The organism is Pseudomonas sp. C7.1 (genome assembly GCF_056312395.1).
In genome coordinates, this window is record NZ_JBWDTL010000003.1 from 413,125 (window position 1) to 432,952 (window position 19,828).

Here is a 19,828-nt window from a genome sequence, read left to right on the forward strand (position 1 = left end):
GCTCCACAGCTATCGCGGGCATGCCCCGCTCCTACGGTCATTGATACCTGTAGGAGCGGGGGACGCCTAGTTCCATGCCCGCGAAATCAGTCTCTGATTCCTGCCGCACTTCTTGCCTGTAATCACTCAAATCAATAGTGCTGGGCGGGGCGAGACGACCGGTCATATTCTTGCCGGCATGAACTCCAGCATCCGCCTCGACAAGCGTGACCTGATCCTCGCCAAAGGCGCCGAGGTGATGACCCGTCGTGGTTATCACGGTGCCGGCGTGCAGGAAATCGTCCAGGCGGCGGGGGTGCCGAAAGGCTCCTTCTACCACTACTTCGCCAGCAAGGAAGACTTTGCCCTGCAGGCCTTGCAGCACGTCTACCAGCCGCGCCTGGCGCGCTATGCCGAAGCCTTGGCCAATCCGGCGCTAAGCCCGCGTGAGCGCATCCTCGGTTATTACGCCGAACTGGTGGAGCACTTCGCCCGCCAGGAGCGTCTGGAATACCACTGCTTTATTGGCAGCCTGAGCTTCGAAATGGCCGAGCTTTCACCGACCCTGGGCGCGCAGGTCGATGCGATTCTGCAACGCTCGGCAGACACCCTGCAGGCCTGCCTGGAACAGGCCCAGGCCGCCGGCGAGCTAGCGGCCGATGAGGATTGTCGCAACCTGGCGAGCTTTATTGCCAATGCCTGGCAAGGCGCGTTGACCCGACTCAAGGTGGCGAACAACACCCGCGCCCTGACTGACTTTATCCAACGTTTGCAACTGCTGTTGCAGGCCTGACATTTAACCTTCGACTAACTATGCCGATCACCAAACCGGCAGAGGAACGATGATGACCGATCCCGTTAAAGCGCTATTCCAACCCTTTACCCTGGGCAACCTGGAGTTGCCGACCCGTGTGGTTATGGCCCCGATGACCCGTTCCTTCTCCCCGGGTGGCGTGCCCAACAGCAAGGTTGTCGAGTACTACCGTCGCCGCGCAGCTGCAGGCGTTGGTTTGATCGTCACCGAAGGCACCACGGTGGGCCACAAGGCAGCCAACGGTTACCCGAACGTGCCACGCTTCTACGGTGAAGACGCCCTGGCTGGCTGGAAGAAAGTGGTCGATGCAGTTCATGCCGAAGGCGGCAAGATCGTTCCGCAGCTGTGGCACGTGGGCAATGTGCGCAAACTGGGCACCGAGCCGGACGCCAGCGTCCCAGGCTACGGCCCGAGCGAGAAAATCAAAGAAGGCAATGTCGTGGTTCACGGCATGACCCAAGACGACATCAAGGAAGTGATCGCCGCCTTCGCCCAGGCCGCCAAGGATGCCCAGGCCATCGGCATGGACGGCGTGGAAATCCACGGTGCCCACGGCTATCTGGTCGACCAGTTCTTCTGGGCCGGCAGCAACCAGCGCACCGACGAATATGGCGGTGACCTGGCAAGCCGCTCGCGCTTTGCCATCGAGTTGATCCAGGCCGTACGCGCCGCAGTCGGCCCGGAATTCCCGATCATCTTCCGTTTCTCGCAGTGGAAGCAGCAGGACTACAGCGCTCGTCTGGTGGAAACGCCAGAAGCCCTGGAAGCCTTTCTCAAGCCGCTGTCTGACGCTGGCGTGGATATCTTCCACTGCTCGACTCGCCGTTTCTGGGAGCCAGAGTTCGACGGCTCCGAGCTGAACCTGGCTGGCTGGACCCGCAAGCTTACTGGCAAGCCAACCATCACCGTCGGCAGCGTCGGCCTGGATGGCGAGTTCCTGCAGTTTATGGTCAACACCGACAAGGTGGCCCAGCCGGCCAGCCTGGGAAACCTGCTGGAGCGCCTGAACAAGCAGGAGTTCGACCTGGTTGCCGTAGGCCGCGCACTGCTGGTCGACCCGGATTGGGCGGTAAAAGTACGCGATGGCCGCGAGCAGGACATTTTGCCGTTTAGTCGTGAGGCGTTGACCAGCCTGGTGTAAGAACCTATCTCGAATCTGCTGCGCGTCGGCGATACGGCGTTAACAGTCATGGCAGCCCCGCCACCCCTGATGATGAAAGAGAGCTATAGATAGGGAAGGTGGCGGTGAGAGGTCGCTAGTTTTTTTGGCGGAGACACCCCGTCGTTAACATGATCCAGCGAACTGACTCGTACCCCGGATTGCCTCTTTCGAGAGCGAACGCTAAATAGGCCGTTGGGGACTTGTTCCCTTCAGGCTCATTCAGTTCGATCACCGCCACCTTCCCGATCTTGAGTGTAGACAGCAGAGGGGTGGGGTATGGAATTGATTGCCCTTTATAAACGTGTGGTTGGACTGGATGTGCATCAGGCCCAGATCACTGCCTGTGCGGTGATTGAAGAGACGGATGGTCGCATCACAGTCGAGCACCGTCAGTTTGGCGCGTTCAAGCGTGATCGTCGGGCGCTGGCCGAGTGGGTAGCGGCTCTGCAGCCGGACGATGTGGTGATGGAGAGCACCGGCGTTTACTGGAAGAGCCCCTATGCGGCCCTGGAAGCGGTGGGTATCAGGGCCAAGGTGGTCAATGCTCGGCATGTCAAAAATGTACCTGGGCGCAAAACGGACATAGCCGATGCTCACTGGCTGGCGATCCTGGCGCGCGCTGGGCTCTTGCGTGGCTCGTTTGTGCCGCCGGCCAAGCTGCGCGAGTTGCGCCTGATTGCCAGGCAGCGGCAGAAGCTGGTCAGCCAGTTGGCCTCGGAGAAGAACCGCTTGCACAAGGTGTTGAGCGACAGCGGGGTGCGCCTCGGCGTCGTGGTGAGCGACCTGCATGGGCGTTCTGCGCGGGCCATGGTCAAGGCGATCATTGCGGGTCAGCCCGTACACGAAGTGCTCAAGTTCGCCACGCGCCGCCTGAAGGCCAGCCGTGAAGAGCTGTTCGAGGCGTTGCAAGGAGAACCGACGGCCAGCCACTGTTTTGTGCTCGACGAGTTGATGCAGCACATTGAAGAGCTTGAAGCGCGGATTTCCCGTTTCGAAGCCCGCCTGCTCAGCGAACTCGATAGCGAGCGCAATGCCCTGTCTCTTTTGCAGACCCTGCCCGGCGTTGACTTGATCGGCGCGGCGCTACTCATCGTTGAGATCGGCAGTGACATGAACGCCTTTGGTAGCGCTGATCGATTAGCCTCCTGGGTGGGCATCTGTCCAGGCAACAACGAGTCTGCAGGTAAACACAAGCCTGGAAAGATACGTAAGGGCAATGCTCATGTGCGGCGGTTGTTGTGCGAATTTTCGCACTCGGCCAGCCGCACTGCATCGGTATTCAAAACCAAGTTCCAGGCACTGGTGATTCGACGTGGCTACAAGCGCGCGATCATCGCCTTGGCTCACAAACTGCTACGTACCGTCTACTACATGCTCAAGCGGCGCGAACACTACCGGGACAGCGCCCTGGACTATGAAGCCTTGTCGGTCAAACGCAATTCAGCTCGCTGGCTCAGGGCACTGGAGAAGTTCGGCTACCTGCCGAGCTAAACCACCCCCGAGTGTTTTTTTGCTGGTGTCCGGCAGGTTCGCGCTCGTCTGTCAGATGGGTTCTTTCACGCTAACAGTCATGGCAGCCCCGCCACCCCTGATGATGAAAGAGAGCTATAGATAGGGAAGGTGGCGGTGAGAGGTCGCTAGTTTTTTTGGCGGAGACACCCCGTCGTTAACATGATCCAGCGAACTGACTCGTACCCCGGATTGCCTCTTTCGAGAGCGAACGCTAAATAGGCCGTTGGGGACTTGTTCCCTTCAGGCTCATTCAGTTCGATCACCGCCACCTTCCCGATCTTGAGTGTAGACAGCAGAGGGGTGGGGTATGGAATTGATTGCCCTTTATAAACGTGTGGTTGGACTGGATGTGCATCAGGCCCAGATCACTGCCTGCGCGGTGATTGAAGAGACGGATGGTCGCATCACAGTCGAGCACCGTCAGTTTGGCGCGTTCAAGCGTGATCGTCGGGCGCTGGCCGAGTGGGTAGCGGCTCTGCAGCCGGACGATGTGGTGATGGAGAGCACCGGCGTTTACTGGAAGAGCCCCTATGCGGCCCTGGAAGCGGTGGGTATCAGGGCCAAGGTGGTCAATGCTCGGCATGTCAAAAATGTACCTGGGCGCAAAACGGACATAGCCGATGCTCACTGGCTGGCGATCCTGGCGCGCGCTGGGCTCTTGCGTGGCTCGTTTGTGCCGCCGGCCAAGCTGCGCGAGTTGCGCCTGATTGCCAGGCAGCGGCAGAAGCTGGTCAGCCAGTTGGCCTCGGAGAAGAACCGCTTGCACAAGGTGTTGAGCGACAGCGGGGTGCGTCTCGGCGTCGTGGTGAGCGACCTGCATGGGCGTTCTGCGCGGGCCATGGTCAAGGCGATCATTGCGGGTCAGCCCGTACACGAAGTGCTCAAGTTCGCCACGCGCCGCCTGAAGGCCAGCCGTGAAGAGCTGTTCGAGGCGCTGCAAGGAGAACCGACGGCCAGCCACTGTTTTGTGCTCGACGAGTTGATGCAGCACATTGAAGAGCTTGAAGCGCGGATTTCCCGTTTCGAAGCCCGCCTGCTCAGCGAACTCGATAGCGAGCGCAATGCCCTGTCTCTTTTGCAGACCCTGCCCGGCGTTGACTTGATCGGCGCGGCGCTACTCATCGTTGAGATCGGCAGTGACATGGACGCCTTTGGTAGCGCTGATCGATTAGCCTCCTGGGTGGGCATCTGTCCAGGCAACAACGAGTCTGCAGGTAAACACAAACCTGGAAAGATACGTAAGGGCAATGCTCATGTGCGGCGGTTGTTATGCGAATTCTCGCACTCGGCCAGCCGCACTGCATCGGTATTCAAAACCAAGTTCCAGGCACTGGTGATTCGACGTGGCTACAAGCGCGCGATCATCGCCTTGGCTCACAAACTGCTACGTACCGTCTACTACATGCTCAAGCGGCGCGAACACTACCGGGACAGCGCCCTGGACTATGAAGCCTTGTCGGTCAAACGCAATTCAGCTCGCTGGCTCAGGGCACTGGAGAAGTTCGGCTACCTGCCGAGCTAAACCACCCCCGAGTGTTTTTTTGCTGGTGTCCGGCAGGTTCGCGCTCGTCTGTCAGATGGATTCTTTCACGCTAAAACAGGCTCGGAATGCTCATTTACAGCTCGTAAACTCCGCTTCCTCGCCTGTTTTTGCCTTGTCTCGGCTGCCTCGCCTACATTTTTCAACGAGCTGCTAGGCTCTCGGAATAACAATTATTCGGCGGTGCAGTATGCCCAAGGCCATCAGGCTGTTTGTGCACGCAGTGGAGGCGCTCAACCGCGTGGTCGGGCGCTTCGCCATGTACCTGATCTTCGCCATTCTCGGCGTGCTGCTGTACTCCTCGATCAGCAAGACCTTCTTTATGCCGGCTGCCTGGACGCTGGAGTCGGCGCAGTTTCTGATGGTCGCCTACTTCCTGCTCGGCGGCGCCTATTCCATGCAGCTCGATGCCCATGTGCGCATGGACCTGTTCTATAGCAACTGGTCGCCACGAACCCGCGCGATCATCGATGCGATCACCATCGGCTTTCTGATTTTCTACCTGGTGTTCCTGCTATACGGCGGTATTTCCTCGACCCAGTACGCCCTTGAGTACAAGGAGACCAGTTACTCGGCCTGGTCACCGCCCATGGCCCCTATCAAGATCATCATGTGCATCGGCATTGCCCTGATGTTGTTGCAGGCCATCGCCACCCTGTTCAAGGACATCGCCGCCGCGCGGGGGGAACCGCTGTAATGGATTACGAGCTGATAGCCCTGCTGATGTTCTCCTCGATGATGTTGCTGCTGCTTACCGGCAAGCGGGTATTTGGCGCCATTGGTTTTGTCGCAGTGGCGGCGGCCCTGCTGCTGTGGGGCGATGGTGGTTCGGAAATGGCCTTTAGCGCGGCCATGAAACTGATGAAGTGGTACCCGCTGCTGACCCTGCCGCTGTTCGTGTTTATGGGCTACATGCTCTCTGAGTCGGGGTTGGCCGAAGACCTCTACAAGATGTTCCACGTCTGGATGGGCCCGCTCAATGGCGGCCTGGCCATCGGCACCATCGGCCTGATGGTGGCGGTCTCGGCGATGAATGGCCTGAGCGTGGCCGGCATGGCCATCGGCGCCAGCATCGCGCTGCCGGAGCTGCTGCGCCGGGGCTACGACAAGATCATGGTCACCGGGGTGATCCAGGCCGGTAGCTCCCTGGGCATTCTGATTCCGCCGAGCGTGGTGCTGGTGCTGTACGGCATGATCGCCCGTCAACCAGTCGGCCAGCTGTGGTTGGCCGGGGTGTTTCCCGGTCTGCTGATGGCGGGGCTGTTTATCCTCTATATCGCCATTCGCTGCCGTTTGCAGCCCGAGCTGGGGCCTGCGTTGTCCGAGGACGAGCGCGGGCAGATCAGCCGGCGCGAGAAACTGCTGCTGCTTAAGGCCGGCTTTGCGCCACTGTTTATCTTCTTCTGCATGACCGGACTGTTTTTGATGGGCATCACCAGCCTGGTGGAAAGCTCGGCGGTGGGCGCGGCAGCGGCCACCCTGATGGCGTTGGTCAAGGGCCGTTTGACCCGCAGTGTGATGGAAGAAACCCTGCGCAAGACCCTCGGCATCAGCTGCATGTTTATGTGGATCATCCTCGCGGCGCTGTGCTTTGGCGCGGTGTTCGATGGCCTCGGTGCGGTCAAGGCGATTGAGGCGTTCTTCCTCGAAAGCCTCGGGCTGGGACCCTGGCAGGTGCTGATCCTGATGCAGCTGTCGTTCATCATCATGGGCATGTTCCTCGATGACACCGCCATGTTGGTGATCGTTGCCCCTCTCTATATTCCGCTGGTCGGTGCCCTGGGCTTTGATCTGGTCTGGTATGGCGTGCTCTACACCATCACCTGCCAGATCGCCTACATGACCCCGCCCTTCGGCTACAACCTGTTCCTGATGCGCGCCATGGCTCCGCCGGAAGTCTCGCTGCGCGACATCTACGTCTCAGTTACCCCATTCGTGCTGATCATGGTGCTGGCGCTAGTGCTGGTCATGGTCTTCCCGCAGATCGCCCTGTGGTTGCCGCAGTGGCATTACGGCGGGTGAGCACACGAATTTCAGCTGTAGGCCAGCGCAGTCGTACCTATAGAAGCCAGTGAGGATTGCTGCGGCATGTGCCGCTTATGTCGTACGCAATCCTCAAGGGCTTTGTCGCAATCAGGTGCAGGTTGCCCCTCTGAAAAACCTGCCAGCGCCCCTTGGGCCAGGCAGTGCGGTTGTATGCCATCTGAATCGACAAGCCTGGAGATAACAGCATGAGTACGAGACGCAGTTTTCTGAAAACCGCCGCAGTGGCCACCGGGGCAGCAGGGGCGACGGCACTGGGTTCGGCGCATATCTACGCCGCCGAGCCGAAGAAAATCGTTTGGCGCCTGCAGACCTATGCCGGCGCGGCCCTGGGCGAGCATGTGATCAAACCGTCCATCGATGCCTTCAACAAGGCCGCCAATGGCGAGATGGAAATTCAGCTGTATTACGCCGACCAGCTGGTGCCTACCGGCGAGCTATTCCGCGCCATGCAGAAGGGCACCATCGATGCGGTGCAGAGTGATGACGACTCCATCGCCGCGCCCGTGGATATCTCGGTGTTCGGCGGCTACTTCCCGTTTGCCACCCGCTACAGCCTGGACATTCCTGTGCTGTTCAACCAGTACGGGCTTAATGAAATCTGGGCCGAAGCCTATGGTGAAGTCAAAGGCGTGACCTGGCTCGGTGCCGGCGCCTGGGACCCTTGCCACTTCGCCACCGTGGAGCCGATCACCAAGCTTGAACATCTCAAGGGCAAGCGCATCTTCACCTTTCCCACGGCGGGCAAGTTTCTTACCCGCTTCGGCGTGATCCCGGTAACCCTGCCTTGGGAAGATGTCGAGGTGGCCATGCAGACCGGCGAGCTGGACGGCATTGCCTGGTCCGGCATCACCGAGGACTACACCGTCGGCTGGGCCAACGTGACCAAATACTTCCTCACCAACAATATTTCCGGCGCATGGTGCGGCTCCTACTTTGCCAATTCGGACAAGTGGACCGAGGTGCCCGAGCACCTGAAAACCCTATTCAAGCTGTGCATGGACAGCTCCAACTACTATCGCCAGCACTGGTACTGGGGCGGCGAAGCGCAACTGCGGGTCGAGGGCGGCAAGCTGCAATTGACTTCCATCGCCGCCGAGGAGTGGGCCACGGTGGAAGCCGAGGCGCTGAAGTTCTGGGACGAAATCGCCAAAACCAGCCCGCGCTGCGCCAAGGTGGTGGACATCTTCAAAAAGTACAACGCCCTGATGGCCAAGGCTGGCGCGCCCTATCGTTAGGCGCCTTGATCAGCCCCGCAAAACCACGCCCGCACCGCAAGGTGCGGGCGTTTTGCTGTATGCAGTGCAGCGGTGACAAACAGCAGATATTTCCTGGCTCAGCCAGCTAACTGCGCAATCCTGTACCACACTGAACAGGCTTTTTGCCGGGTGTTCTAAAGGCGTTGGGTGGTAGTCAGGGCGCATTGTGTGGTTGTTGTGGGGATGCGCTTGAGACTCTGTTGTTGCCCCCGGATGTCGGCCATAACGACAGTCATAACAACAAGAGACAGGTGCATTTATGCTCAATCCGCGAGACGTGAAAACCGTTCAGGATGCCAAGCGCATTGTCGAAGAGCGGGGCCTTAGCCATATCAAGGTTGGGGTGTTTGATAACGATGGGGTTATGCGTGGCAAATACCTCAGCCGCAGCAAGTTCTTCTCTGCCCTCGACAGCGGTTTTGCCTTCTGCGATGTGGTGCTCGGCTGGGACGTAAAGGACCAGCTCTACGACAACGCTCAATACACCGGTTGGCACACCGGTTACCCGGATGCGCCGGTGCGGGTTTTGCCGCATACCTGTCGGGAGTTGCCGTTCGAAAACGGCATGCTGCTGTTTATCTGCGAGTTTGCCGGGGCGGCCGAAAAGGTCTGCCCGCGCGGCACCCTGCGTCGGGTGGTCGAGCGCTGCAAGGCCATGGGCTTCGATGCCTTTGCCGCGCTGGAATACGAATTTTTTATGTTTGATGAAACCCCAGACTCGGCCCGCGAGAAGGGCTTTCGCAACCTCAAACCCTTTACCCCGGACTGGTTTGGCTACTCGATGATCCGCAACTCGGTGCACGCCGAGCTGTACCACGAGATTCTGGAAATGGCCGAGCGCATGGACTTTCCCATCGAAGGCCTGCACACCGAAACCGGCCCCGGCGTGCTGGAGGCGGCGATTGCCTATGACCGCGCCGAAGCCGCCGCCGACAAGGGCGCGTTGTTCAAAACCTTTATGAAAGTGCTGGCCCAGCGCAACGGCCTGATGGCCACCTTTATGGCCAAGTGGTCGGGCAAGTACCCGGGGCAGAGCGGGCATATCCACGTATCCCTGCGTGATCTGGCCAGCGGCAAGTCGGCGTTCTATGACCCGAGCCAGGCGCACAATATGAGCAAGATCCAACGCCATTTTCTCGCCGGCCAGCAGCGTTTGATGCCGGAATTTCTCTGCATGGTGGCGCCAACGCTGAACAGCTACCGCCGGCTGATTCCCGGCTTCTGGGCGCCCACCGATGCCACCTGGGGCGTGGAAAACCGCACCGCCGCGCTGCGGGTGATTCCCGGCACGGACAAATCCCAGCGCCAGGAATACCGCCTGGGCGCGGCCGATGGCAATCCGTTTCTGGCTCTATCGGTGGCACTCGGCTCCGGTCTGTATGGCGTGATGCAGCAGTGGGAGCCGACCGAGCCGGTGGTGGGCAATGCCTACGCCATGAAGCATCCGGAAGAGCTGGCTTTGCCACGCACCCTGTGGGATGCGGCGCAACGGCTGAAGGCTTCGACGGCGGCGCGGGAGCTATTTGGTGATGAGTTTGTCGAGCATTTCGCCGCCAGCCGCGAATGGGAAGAGCGCGAGTACCGCCGGCATGTCAGCGACTGGGAGTTGGATCGCTATTTCGAAATTATCTGATGCCTTGCCTCACCGCAGGTGCAAGTAGACACAGGGGCTAGAGGCGCTGGGTAGGGTGGATGACGCTGTTTTCATCCACCAGCGTATTGGTGGATGGGTAAAGCGTCATCCACCCTACGAGATCCAGGCTTGTAGAGTCACAGCAGACCAACCTGTTGTTCGCGACGGGATTCTATGGTGCAAGCAATGAGCAAACTGCAATGCATTTCACCCATCGACGGCTCGGTGTATGTCGAGCGTCATCTGGCTTCCAATCCCGAGATCCAGGCCGCGCTGCTTAAGGCCGAGCTAGCGCAGCAGGCCTGGAAAAACATCCCGCTGGCCGAGCGCATCGCCATCGGTCGCAAGGCGATTGCCGCCTTCGCCGCCAAGGAACCTCAGTTGGCCGAAGAGCTGTGCTGGATGATGGGTCGGCCGATCCGCTATGCAGCAGGTGAGGTGCGCGGCTTTGTCGAGCGCGCCAGCTATATGGCCGATATCGCCGAGCAGGCCCTGGCAGATATTCAGGTGCCGGAAAAGCCCGGCTTTATCCGTTTTATCCGCCGTGAACCCTTGGGCGTGGCGCTGGTGATTGCGCCCTGGAATTACCCCTACCTGACAGCGGTAAACGCGGTGATGCCGGCGCTGCTGGCCGGCAATGCAGTACTGCTCAAGCATTCGGCGCAAACCCCGCTGTGCGCCGAGCGCATGGTGGAGGCCTTTACTGAAGCCGGCTTGCCGGACGGAGTATTCCAGTACCTGCACCTGAGCCACGGTGAAACCGAGGCGCTGATCCAGGCGCCGACCATCGCCCATGTGGCCTTCACCGGTTCGGTGCCGGGCGGCGCCATGGTCGAGCGGGTAGCGGTGGGGCGCTTTCTCAGTATTGGCCTGGAGCTGGGCGGCAAGGACCCGGCTTATGTGCGGGCCGACGCCGATCTGGCCCATGCGGTGGAAACCACAATCGATGGGGCGTTCTTTAACTCCGGACAATCGTGCTGCGGCATCGAGCGCATCTATGTGCACGAATCACTCTTTGAGGTCTTCGTCGAGCAGGCGGTGGCGCTGGTCAAACAGTACAAGCTGGGCCGCTCCGATGACCCGGACACCACCCTCGGCCCGCTGGTGCGCGCCGAGGCCGCAGACTTCGTTCGTGGGCAGATTCACGATGCAATCGAGCAGGGCGCCACGGCCCATCTGGTGCCGGCTGACTTTGCCCTGGACCATCCCGGCTCGCAGTACCTGGCGCCGCAGGTGCTGACTAATGTGCACCACGGTATGCGGGTGATGACTGAGGAATCCTTCGGCCCCGTGGTGGGCATCCAGAAGGTCAAGGATGACGAAGAAGCCCTAGCGCTGATGAATGACAGCGAGTTCGGCCTAACTGCCGCGATCTTCAGCCGTGATGTCGACGCCGCCATGGCCCTGGCCGACCGAGTGGAGGCGGGCACGGTGTTTCTCAACCGCTGCGATTACCTCGACCCGGCATTGGCCTGGACCGGGGTGAAGAACTCCGGGCGCGGCTGCACCCTGTCCAGCGTTGGCTTCGAGCACGTCACCCGGCCGAAATCCTTCCACTTCAAAACTCAGTTGTGAGGCGCGCCATGGACCTGAATCACTACCGCATGAACTGGAATTACCCGACCTCGGTGCGCGTCGGTGTTGGCCGTATCAGCGAATTACCTGCGGCTTGCCGGCACCTGGGGATGAACGCGCCGCTGCTGGTGACCGACCCAGGCCTTGCCGCCTTGCCGATGATCGACCACGCGCTGCGGCACTGCCGCGATGATGGCCTCAAGGCCGGGCTGTTCCATGGCATCAAGGGCAACCCCACCGGGCAGAACGTGATGGATGGGGTGGCCGCGTTCAAAGCCGGCGGGCATGACGGGGTGATCGCTTTTGGTGGTGGCTCGGCGCTGGATGCCGGCAAGGCCATTGCCCTGATGGTTGGCCAGGACCGACCGCTGTGGGATTTCGAGGATATCGGCGACAACTGCAACCGCGTCAACGTCGCCGGTATGGCCCCGGTTGTGGCGGTGCCGACCACCGCCGGCACCGGCTCGGAAGTTGGCCGCGCCTCGGTGATTACTGATGACGCCGCGCATATCAAACGCATCATCTTCCACGCGCGCATGCTGCCGGCGCTGGTGATTCTCGACCCCGAACTGACCCTCGGCCTGCCGGCCAAAATCACCGCTGCCACCGGTATGGACGCGCTGTCACACAACCTGGAGGCCTTCTGCTCACCGCTGTTCCACCCCATGGCCGAAGGCATCGCTTTGGAAGGTATGCGCTTGGTGCAGGAGTATCTGCCGCGCGCAGTGGCGCAGGGCGGCGATGTTGAAGCGCGCTTGCAGATGTTGGTGGCCTCAAGCATGGGCGCGACGGCATTCCAGCGCGGCCTGGGCGCCATGCATGCCCTGGCCCATCCGCTTGGCGCGCTATACGACGCCCATCATGGCCTGCTCAATGCAGTACTGATGCCCTACGTGCTGGTGGCCAACCGCGAGCGCATCGAGCCGCAGATGGAAAAAATGGCGCGTTACCTGAACCTGGCCAATCCAGGTTTCAGCGGCGTGCTGGAGTGGGTGATGGCGCTGCGTGAGCAGGTCGGCATTCCGCACAGCCTGGGCGAGATCGGCATCGATGACACGCGCATCGAGCAGGTCGGGCAGATGGCCGAGGTCGACCCATCCGCCGGCACCAACCCGATTGCCTTTACCGCTGCGCAATACAGTCAGTTGTTCGAAAAAGCCCTGCGCGGCACCCTTTAGAGAGGCTGTTTGTGCCCTAAGCGGCCTCTCGTAGGGTGGGTTAGGCGCGTGCTGCCGATAGCGATGATCCCGCAAGATCCGGCGCGGCGTAACCCACCACCGGCGCAACCTGGTATATCGCCTGGTGGGTTACGCGGCGCGCCACTATGGCGGTGCCTGATTGCTCTGCGCGTGGCGCCGCTAACCCACCCGTTGTTCGCTGGTTTGCCCAATCGCAGGCTGTGACTAACGCCGCCCGTAGCCTGGATGCAATCCAGGGCGGATTTATGGGTGGAGGATTTCCCCGGATTTCATCCGGGCTACGGGCTTAAGCGACCGTGCGTAGGGTGGGTTAGGCGCGTGCTGCCGATAGCGATGATCCCGCAAGATCCGCCGCGCCGTAACCCACCACCGGCGCAACCTGGTTATCGCCTGGTGGGTTACGCGGCGCGCCACTATGGCGGTGCCTGACTGCTCTGCGCGTGGCGCCGCTACCCCCCCCTACGTTGTTCGCTGGTTTGCCCAATCGCAGGCTGTGACTAACGCCGCCCGTAGCCTGGATGCAATCCAGGGCGGATTTATGGGTGGAGGATTTCCCCGGATTTCATCCGGGCTACGGGCTTAAGCGACCTTGCGTAGGGTGGGTTAGGCGCGTGCTGCCGATAGCGATGATCCCGCAAGATCCGGCGCGGCGTAACCCACCACCGGCGCAACCTGGTATGTCGCCTGGTGGGTTACGCGGCGCGCCACTATGGCGGTGCCTGACTGCTCTGCGCGTTGCGCCGCTAACCCACCCGTTGTTCGCTGGTTTGCCCAATCCCAGGCTGTGACTAACGCCGCCCGTAGCCTGGATGCAATCCAGGGCGGATTTATGGGTGGAGGATTTCCCCGGATTTCATCCGGGCTACAGGCTAGGTGGCCAGCACCTCGCTGCGCTGTAGCGAACAGATACATGACTCACCGGTTCCTGGCTTGCGTTGCCCGCGTGTGACTCCTTATAGTCCGCCGGCACTTAAGCGCCCGGCTTGCGTCAGTACCGGCTGCAAGCAGGGCCTGTTACCGCAATGGTGAGAGGCCATGATCGAAATAAAAAAACTAACCAAGCGTTTTGCGCAGCACACGGCTGTCGACGACCTGTCCTTCAGTGTTCAGCCCGGTGAAGTGCTGGGCTTTCTCGGCCCCAACGGCGCCGGCAAATCCACCACCATGAAGATGCTCACCGGCTTTCTTGCGCCGACATCAGGCAGCGCCAGCATTCTCGGTTTCGATATCCAGAAAGACACCCTCAAAGCCCAACGGCAGATCGGTTACTTGCCCGAAGGCGCGCCATGCTACGGCGATATGACGGTGCGCAGCTTCCTCGAATTTATTGCCGAGGTGCGCGGTTTCAAGGGCGCCGAGAAGCGTGAGCGGGTGGCCAAGGCGGTGGCTCAGGTCGAGCTGGACGCCGTGCTGGAGCAGTCTATCGAAACCCTGTCCAAGGGCTTTAAGCGCCGCGTCGGCCTGGCCCAGGCGATTTTGCATGACCCCAAGGTGCTGATCCTCGACGAGCCCACCGACGGCCTCGACCCGAACCAGAAGCACCAGGTGCGCAAGCTGATTCAGAGCTTGGCCCACGACAAGATTGTGATCATCTCCACCCACATTCTTGAAGAAGTGTCCGCTGTCTGCACCCGCGCCGTGGTCATTGCCCACGGCAAGTTGCTGGCCGATGGCACGCCGCTGGAGTTGGAAAGCCGCTCGCGCTATCACCAGGCCGTCACTCTGGTCGCTGCCGAGCCGCTGGATCAGGCCGCACTGGCGGCGCTGCCGGGCGTTGCCGGAGTGGAAGAGAACGCCCTGGAGCACAGCCTGAGCATCCTGGCTAAGCCGGGTGAGGTGATCTTCCCGCAGGTCAATGCGCTGATCGCCGAACGCGGTTGGCAGGTCAAGGAATTGAATGTCGAACGCGGTCGGCTGGACGAAGTGTTCCGCAGCCTGACCCGTGGGGAGGTGGTATGAGTCAGTTGCCGGTGATCTTCAAGCGCGAGCTGGCGAGTTACTTCGCCACGCCGCTGGCTTACGTGTTTATCCTGATCTTTCTGGTGCTGTCCGGGGTGTTCACCTTCTATCTGGGCGGCTTCTTCGAGAGCGGCCAGGCCAACTTGGCGCCGTTCTTCAACTTCCACCCCTGGCTGTACCTGTTTCTGGTGCCGGCGATTGCCATGCGCCTGTGGGCCGAGGAGCGCAAGAGCGGCACCATCGAGCTGCTGATGACCCTGCCGATCACCCGTTTTGACGCGGTCACCGGCAAGTTCCTCGCGGCCTGGGTGTTTGCCGGCTTGGCGCTGCTGCTGACCTTCCCGATGATCATCACCGTCAACTACCTGGGTGAGCCGGATAACGGCGCGATCATCACCGGCTACATCGGCAGCTGGCTGCTGGCCGGCGCCTACCTGGCGATTGGCTCGTGCATGTCGGCGTTGGCGAAGAACCAGGTGATCGCCTTTATCCTGGCGGTTAGCGTGTGCTTCCTGTTTATCGTCAGCGGCTTCCCCATGGTGCTCGACGGTTTCAGTGGCTGGGCCCCGCAATGGCTGGTGGATGCCGTGGCTTCGCTGAGCGTCCTGACCCGTTTTGATGCGATCAGCAAGGGCGTGATCGACCTGCGCGACCTGCTGTATTTCCTCACCCTGATCGCCGCCTGGTTGGCTGCGACGGCGGTGGTTATCGACCTGAAGAAAGCTGACTGAGGCCGCCCATGAAAAAGCTGATGGTTTCCAGCGCCGGGCTCGCACTCATTGCCCTGGCGTTTCTCGCCTTCAACCTGTTCTCCAGCGTCAGCCTTAGCGGGCTGCGCCTGGATCTGACCGAGCAGAAGCTCTACACCCTCTCCAGCGGCACCGAGCAGATTCTTGCCGAGCTGGATGAGCCGGTGGAGCTGAACTTCTTCTACTCCGACACCGCCACCAAGGACTTGCCGGCGCTGCGCACCTACGCCAAACGCGTTGAGGAAATGCTCAAGGCCTACCAGCGCGAGGCCGGTGACAAACTCAAACTGAAGATCATCGACCCGGCACCGTTCTCTGAGGACGAAGACAAAGCCGCCGAGTTCGGCCTGCAGGGCATTCCGCTGCAGCAGGGCGGTGACACAATCTACTTTGGCCTGGCCGGCAAAAATGCCGAAGGCCTGACCCAGGTGATCCCGTTCTTCGCCCTGGATCAGGAAGAGTTCCTTGAATACGAACTCAGCCGTCTGGTGCAAAGCCTGGCCAAGCCCGAGCGGCCGGTGGTCGGCGTGCTTGCCGGGCTGCAGGTTAATGGCGGCTTTGATATGGCTGCGCGCCAGCCGACGCCGGCCTGGATGCTGATCGAGGAAATCCGCCAGCTGTTCCAGATCGAAAGCCTTAAGCGTGACGTTGACCTGATCCCCGAGAATGTTTCGGTGCTGCTGCTGATCCATCCCAAGCAGCTGCCCGAGCAGACCCTGTACGCAATTGATCAGTTCGTTCTGCGCGGCGGCAAGCTGCTGACCTTTGTTGACCCGTTCAGCGAGGCCGATACCCAGGCCGAAATGCCGGGTGAAATGGTCATCGATAAGGCTTCGGACTTGCCGGAACTGTTCAAGGCCTGGGGCCTGCGCATGGTGCCGGACCAAGTGCTTGGCGACGGTTCCTACGCCATGTCGGTCAGCATGGGGCAGGGCCAACGGCCGGTGCGCCACGCCGCCTGGTTGAGCCTGCCGAAGAATGCCCTGGATGCCGAGGACATCAGCACCGCTTCGCTGGAAACCGTCACGGTGGCCACCGCCGGTTTGCTGGAACCTTTGGAAGGCGCGAAAACCCAGTTCACCCCGCTGATTCGCAGCTCGCAGTACGCTATGCCGTTTGATGTTAAACGCTTTGGCATGCTGGCCAATCCGGAGGAGCTGATCCGCGAGCTGAAACCCACCGGCGAGCGCTACACCCTGGCGGCGCGTATCAGCGGTCCGGCGGTGTCGGCATACCCGAATGGCATCGAAGGGCAGAAGGACGGCCTCAAACAAGCCGACAACATCAACGTGATCGTGGTGGCCGACACTGACATGCTCACCGACCGCATGTGGGTGCAGGTGCAGGAATTCTTCGGTCAGCGTATCCCGCAGCCCTGGGCGGACAACGCCGGCTTTGCGATCAACGCCCTGGATAACCTGGCCGGTTCCGAAGCGTTGATCAGCGTGCGTTCACGCGGTCGCTTTACCCGGCCGTTCGAGGTGGTGGATGCCATTCAGCGTGATGCCGAGGTCAAGTTCCGCGAGAAGGAACAGGCCCTGCAAAACCAACTGGCCGAAACTGAGCAGAAACTGGCCGCCCTGCAACGCAGTGATGATCCGAGTAAGGCTCTGGAACTGACCCCCGAGCAGCAGGCCGCAGTGCAGCAGTTCGTGCAACAGAAACTGGCAATCCGCAAGGAACTGCGTGATGTGCGCTACCAGCTCAATGCTGATATCGAGGCACTGGGCGGTACGCTCAAATTCCTCAATATCGCCCTGGTGCCGCTGCTGCTGACGCTGGGCGTGCTGGCGCTGTGGTTATGGCGTCGGCGCAAACACGGCTAATTCCGTATGCACCTACAAAGGGCCGCTTAATGCGGCCCTTTGTTTTTATCGAGATCACTCGCCGCTAAAGCGCCTCCCACGGCATTGCATTTCTGCCTCTGTAGGAGCGGGCCATGCCCGCGATCAAGGTTATAAAGCATCGCGGCCAATGCCGTTCCCACGTGATAACTCGTGGCCAGCCAAAAACCATAACTCACGCCATAATGCGGTCCGCGCATATGCACCAAGCGGATCGCCGTGACCGGCCTGAGCGATTGTTACACCGCCCGCTTAGTCGATGTGGTCGAGATTGACTGGCTCCCCAGGCTTGGCATGCAGCTTTTGGCGAATATCGGCGAACACTTTGTCGTATTCGTCGTGGCCACGCATGATCGGGCTGGCATTGGGTGGCAGGCCGTGCTTAGCGGCGACTCGGGTGGCGGCGCTGGCGAAGTTGAAGGCAACATCGCGATGCAGCTCGAATTCCTCGTCGAAATGCCGTCCCTGCACCTCACCGACCAAGCGCATATGCAGCATAGGGCCCTCTTGCGGGTCTTGGCGCACTTCGTAGTAGAAATCGATGGAGAAGGGCGGAGCCAGCCGCAGGCCTTCAGGGTGTTCTAGGTTGCTGCGGTGTAGATGACCAGGTGTGAACATGCTGAGCGCTCCATTAGGGCGCGCAGGGCCGAAGCCCTGCTTCGGGTCAGTAGAATCGGATGCCGTCGCTTGCCAGGCTGATGCGGGTGCCGGAGGTGCCTTGGACGATGGCTTCGATATTTTCTAACGAGCCGATCACTGTGGTACCGCCGGTGTTACGGACGAACTCGCAAGCGGCCTGTACCTTGGGTCCCATTGAGCCAGCGGCGAAGCCGAGTTTGTCCATCTCGTCCGGGTGCGCTTCGGCGATGGAGGCCTGCGTTGGCTTGCCCCAGTCGATATAGGCGGCGTCGACGTCGGTGGCGATTACCAGTAGGTCGCAATTGAGCTGCTCAGCAAGCAGTGCTGAACATAGGTCCTTGTCGATCACCGCCTCGACGCCGCGCAGCTGATTGCCGTCGTACATGGTGGGAATCCCGCCACCGCCGGCGCAGATCACCACGCAGCCTTTTTCCAGTAGCCATTTGATCGGGCGAATTTCGAAGATACGTTGTGGTCTTGGGCTGGCCACTACGCGGCGAAATTTGTCGCCGTCTGGGGCGATGCTCCAACCCTTTTCGGCGGCCAGGCGCTCGGCCTCTTCCTTGCTGTAGACCGGGCCGATGGGCTTACTGGGTTTTTTAAAGGCCGGGTCGCCGCTATCCACCTCGACTTGGGTGAGGAGGGTGGCGAAGGGCACTTCAATCGGCAACAGGTTGCCTAATTCCTGCTCGATCATGTAACCGATCATGCCTTCGGTCTCAGCCCCGAGTACGTCCAGCGGAAAGGAATTATTGGCATCGTAGGCGTTGCCTTGTAGCGCCAGCAGGCCGACCTGTGGGCCGTTGCCATGAGCGATCACCAGTTCGTTGCCGGGCGCCACCTTGGCGATCTGCTCGCAGGCGATGCGCACGTTTTCGCGCTGGTTCTCGGCGGTCATGGCTTCGCCACGCCGCAGCAGGGCGTTGCCGCCCAGAGCGATGACTAATCGCATAGTTGAATCTCCTTGTTCGAGAACTCGTAGCCCGGATGCAATCAGGGCTACGGCTATTTAGAACCGGCTTTAAAGTCTCGCGAGCTAGGAGCCTGTCGGGCTTTTCCGCAGTAGAACAGTGTCAAGTCCGACAGGCTCCTAGAGCAATGCAAGGCAAAAACAGGCGAGGGCGCGGAGTTTACGAGCTGTAAATGAGCCGCCCGAGCCTGTTTTTTAACGCAGCAGTGCCGACGCGCAGCAGACTTTCAGCCGGTTCTCAGATATCGCCCAGAGTCGAGACCAATACGGCCTTGATCGTGTGCATGCGATTTTCTGCCTGCTCAAAGGCGATGTTGTAGGGCGACTCGAAGACTTCTTCGGTGACCTCTACACCGCCCGCCAGATGCGGGTACTGCTCGGCGATCTGCTTGCCGATCTTGGTGTCGCTGTTGTGGAAGGCTGGCAGGCAGTGCATGAACTTGGCCCGCGGGTTGCCGGTGGCCTTCATGATGTCCATGTTGACCTGGTACGGCAGCAGCTCTTCGATGCGCTCGCCCCATACGTCTACCGGCTCGCCCATGGACACCCACACGTCGGTATGGACGAAGTCGACGCCCTTGACCGCTTCCTTGGGGTCTTCGGTGAGGGTGATGCGTGCGCCGCTTTCTTCGGCGAATTGCTTGCACGCGGCGACATGTTCATCACTCGGCCACAGCGCCTTGGGTGCGGCGATACGGACATCCATGCCGAGTTTGGCGCCGATCAGCAGCAGCGAGTTGCCCATGTTGTTGCGCGCATCGCCCAGGTAGGCGTAGCTGATTTCGTGGAGGGCTTTGTCGCTATGCTCGCGCATGGTCATCACGTCGGCGAGCATCTGGGTCGGGTGGTATTCGTCGGTCAGCCCGTTGAATACTGGTACGCCGGCGTACTGGGCGAGGTCTTCGACTGTTGCCGCTGACCGAAAACTGACCCAGTAGAGGCTGTTCTGCC

At 60.6% G+C, this 19,828-nt stretch carries 15 protein-coding genes and 1 pseudogene; 13 read left to right on the plus strand and 3 right to left on the minus strand.

Annotated features, from left to right (window positions below; translation table 11 throughout):
- Nucleotides 1-178 precede the first annotated feature (178 nt).
- The 13 genes from AC0T4W_RS05240 to AC0T4W_RS05300 all read left to right on the plus strand — a co-directional run bounded on the left by AC0T4W_RS05240 (nucleotide 179) and on the right by AC0T4W_RS05300 (nucleotide 17,250).
- Nucleotides 179-772 (plus strand): TetR/AcrR family transcriptional regulator, encoded by a 594-nt coding sequence (locus AC0T4W_RS05240; RefSeq protein ID WP_476317023.1) that lies wholly within the window; start codon nucleotides 179-181, stop codon nucleotides 770-772.
- Between the two features lie 52 nt (nucleotides 773-824).
- Nucleotides 825-1,934, plus strand: coding sequence for an NADH:flavin oxidoreductase (locus AC0T4W_RS05245; protein WP_476317026.1), 1,110 nt, complete (start codon nucleotides 825-827; stop codon nucleotides 1,932-1,934).
- Between the two features lie 297 nt (nucleotides 1,935-2,231).
- Nucleotides 2,232-3,446: an IS110 family RNA-guided transposase gene (locus tag AC0T4W_RS05250; protein ID WP_476317029.1), complete on the plus strand. Its 1,215-nt coding sequence runs from the start codon at nucleotides 2,232-2,234 to the stop codon at nucleotides 3,444-3,446.
- A 328-nt stretch (nucleotides 3,447-3,774) separates the two neighbouring features.
- The gene (locus tag AC0T4W_RS05255) at nucleotides 3,775-4,989 is read left to right on the plus strand and encodes an IS110 family RNA-guided transposase (RefSeq protein WP_476316702.1); all 1,215 of its coding nucleotides are present in this window, start codon (nucleotides 3,775-3,777) and stop codon (nucleotides 4,987-4,989) included.
- Nucleotides 4,990-5,197: 208 nt separating this feature from the next.
- On the plus strand, nucleotides 5,198-5,704 hold the full coding sequence (locus tag AC0T4W_RS05260; protein WP_476317032.1) for a TRAP transporter small permease subunit: 507 nt from the start codon (nucleotides 5,198-5,200) through the stop codon (nucleotides 5,702-5,704).
- Nucleotides 5,704-7,029, plus strand: a complete 1,326-nt coding sequence (locus AC0T4W_RS05265; RefSeq protein WP_476317035.1) for a TRAP transporter large permease — start codon at nucleotides 5,704-5,706, stop codon at nucleotides 7,027-7,029. Before AC0T4W_RS05260 ends, AC0T4W_RS05265 begins: the two co-directional genes overlap by 1 nt.
- 209 nt (nucleotides 7,030-7,238) lie before the next feature.
- Nucleotides 7,239-8,288 carry a TRAP transporter substrate-binding protein gene (locus AC0T4W_RS05270; protein WP_476317038.1) on the plus strand — a complete coding sequence of 350 codons (1,050 nt, stop codon included), beginning with the start codon at nucleotides 7,239-7,241 and terminating at the stop codon, nucleotides 8,286-8,288.
- Nucleotides 8,289-8,568: 280 nt separating this feature from the next.
- Nucleotides 8,569-9,942 carry a glutamine synthetase family protein gene (locus AC0T4W_RS05275; RefSeq protein ID WP_476317041.1) on the plus strand — a complete coding sequence of 458 codons (1,374 nt, stop codon included), beginning with the start codon at nucleotides 8,569-8,571 and terminating at the stop codon, nucleotides 9,940-9,942.
- A gap of 186 nt (nucleotides 9,943-10,128) precedes the next feature.
- A complete protein-coding gene (locus tag AC0T4W_RS05280; RefSeq protein ID WP_476317044.1) occupies nucleotides 10,129-11,517 on the plus strand; it encodes an aldehyde dehydrogenase family protein in 1,389 nt (462 codons plus the stop codon).
- Nucleotides 11,518-11,525: 8 nt separating this feature from the next.
- The gene (locus AC0T4W_RS05285; protein WP_476317047.1) at nucleotides 11,526-12,695 is read left to right on the plus strand and encodes an iron-containing alcohol dehydrogenase; all 1,170 of its coding nucleotides are present in this window, start codon (nucleotides 11,526-11,528) and stop codon (nucleotides 12,693-12,695) included.
- A 1,056-nt stretch (nucleotides 12,696-13,751) separates the two neighbouring features.
- Nucleotides 13,752-14,675, plus strand: coding sequence for an ABC transporter ATP-binding protein (locus AC0T4W_RS05290; RefSeq protein WP_476317049.1), 924 nt, complete (start codon nucleotides 13,752-13,754; stop codon nucleotides 14,673-14,675).
- Nucleotides 14,672-15,406 carry an ABC transporter permease subunit gene (locus AC0T4W_RS05295; protein ID WP_476317052.1) on the plus strand — a complete coding sequence of 245 codons (735 nt, stop codon included), beginning with the start codon at nucleotides 14,672-14,674 and terminating at the stop codon, nucleotides 15,404-15,406. Before AC0T4W_RS05290 ends, AC0T4W_RS05295 begins: the two co-directional genes overlap by 4 nt.
- Before the next feature lie 8 nt (nucleotides 15,407-15,414).
- Nucleotides 15,415-17,250 carry a GldG family protein gene (locus AC0T4W_RS05300; RefSeq protein WP_476317055.1) on the plus strand — a complete coding sequence of 612 codons (1,836 nt, stop codon included), beginning with the start codon at nucleotides 15,415-15,417 and terminating at the stop codon, nucleotides 17,248-17,250.
- Nucleotides 17,251-17,520: 270 nt separating this feature from the next.
- Here AC0T4W_RS05300 and AC0T4W_RS05305 read toward each other — a convergent pair whose 3' ends face one another.
- The 3 genes and pseudogenes from AC0T4W_RS05305 to argF form a co-directional block, all read right to left on the minus strand.
- Nucleotides 17,521-17,886 carry a DUF5064 family protein gene (locus AC0T4W_RS05305; RefSeq protein ID WP_476317058.1) on the minus strand — a complete coding sequence of 122 codons (366 nt, stop codon included), beginning with the start codon at nucleotides 17,884-17,886 and terminating at the stop codon, nucleotides 17,521-17,523.
- A gap of 46 nt (nucleotides 17,887-17,932) precedes the next feature.
- On the minus strand, nucleotides 17,933-18,859 hold the full coding sequence (gene arcC, locus AC0T4W_RS05310) for a carbamate kinase (protein ID WP_476317061.1): 927 nt from the start codon (nucleotides 18,857-18,859) through the stop codon (nucleotides 17,933-17,935).
- A gap of 256 nt (nucleotides 18,860-19,115) precedes the next feature.
- Nucleotides 19,116-19,784 (minus strand): annotated as a pseudogene (argF, locus tag AC0T4W_RS05315) (ornithine carbamoyltransferase); the annotation flags it as partial.
- Nucleotides 19,785-19,828: the final 44 nt, after the last annotated feature.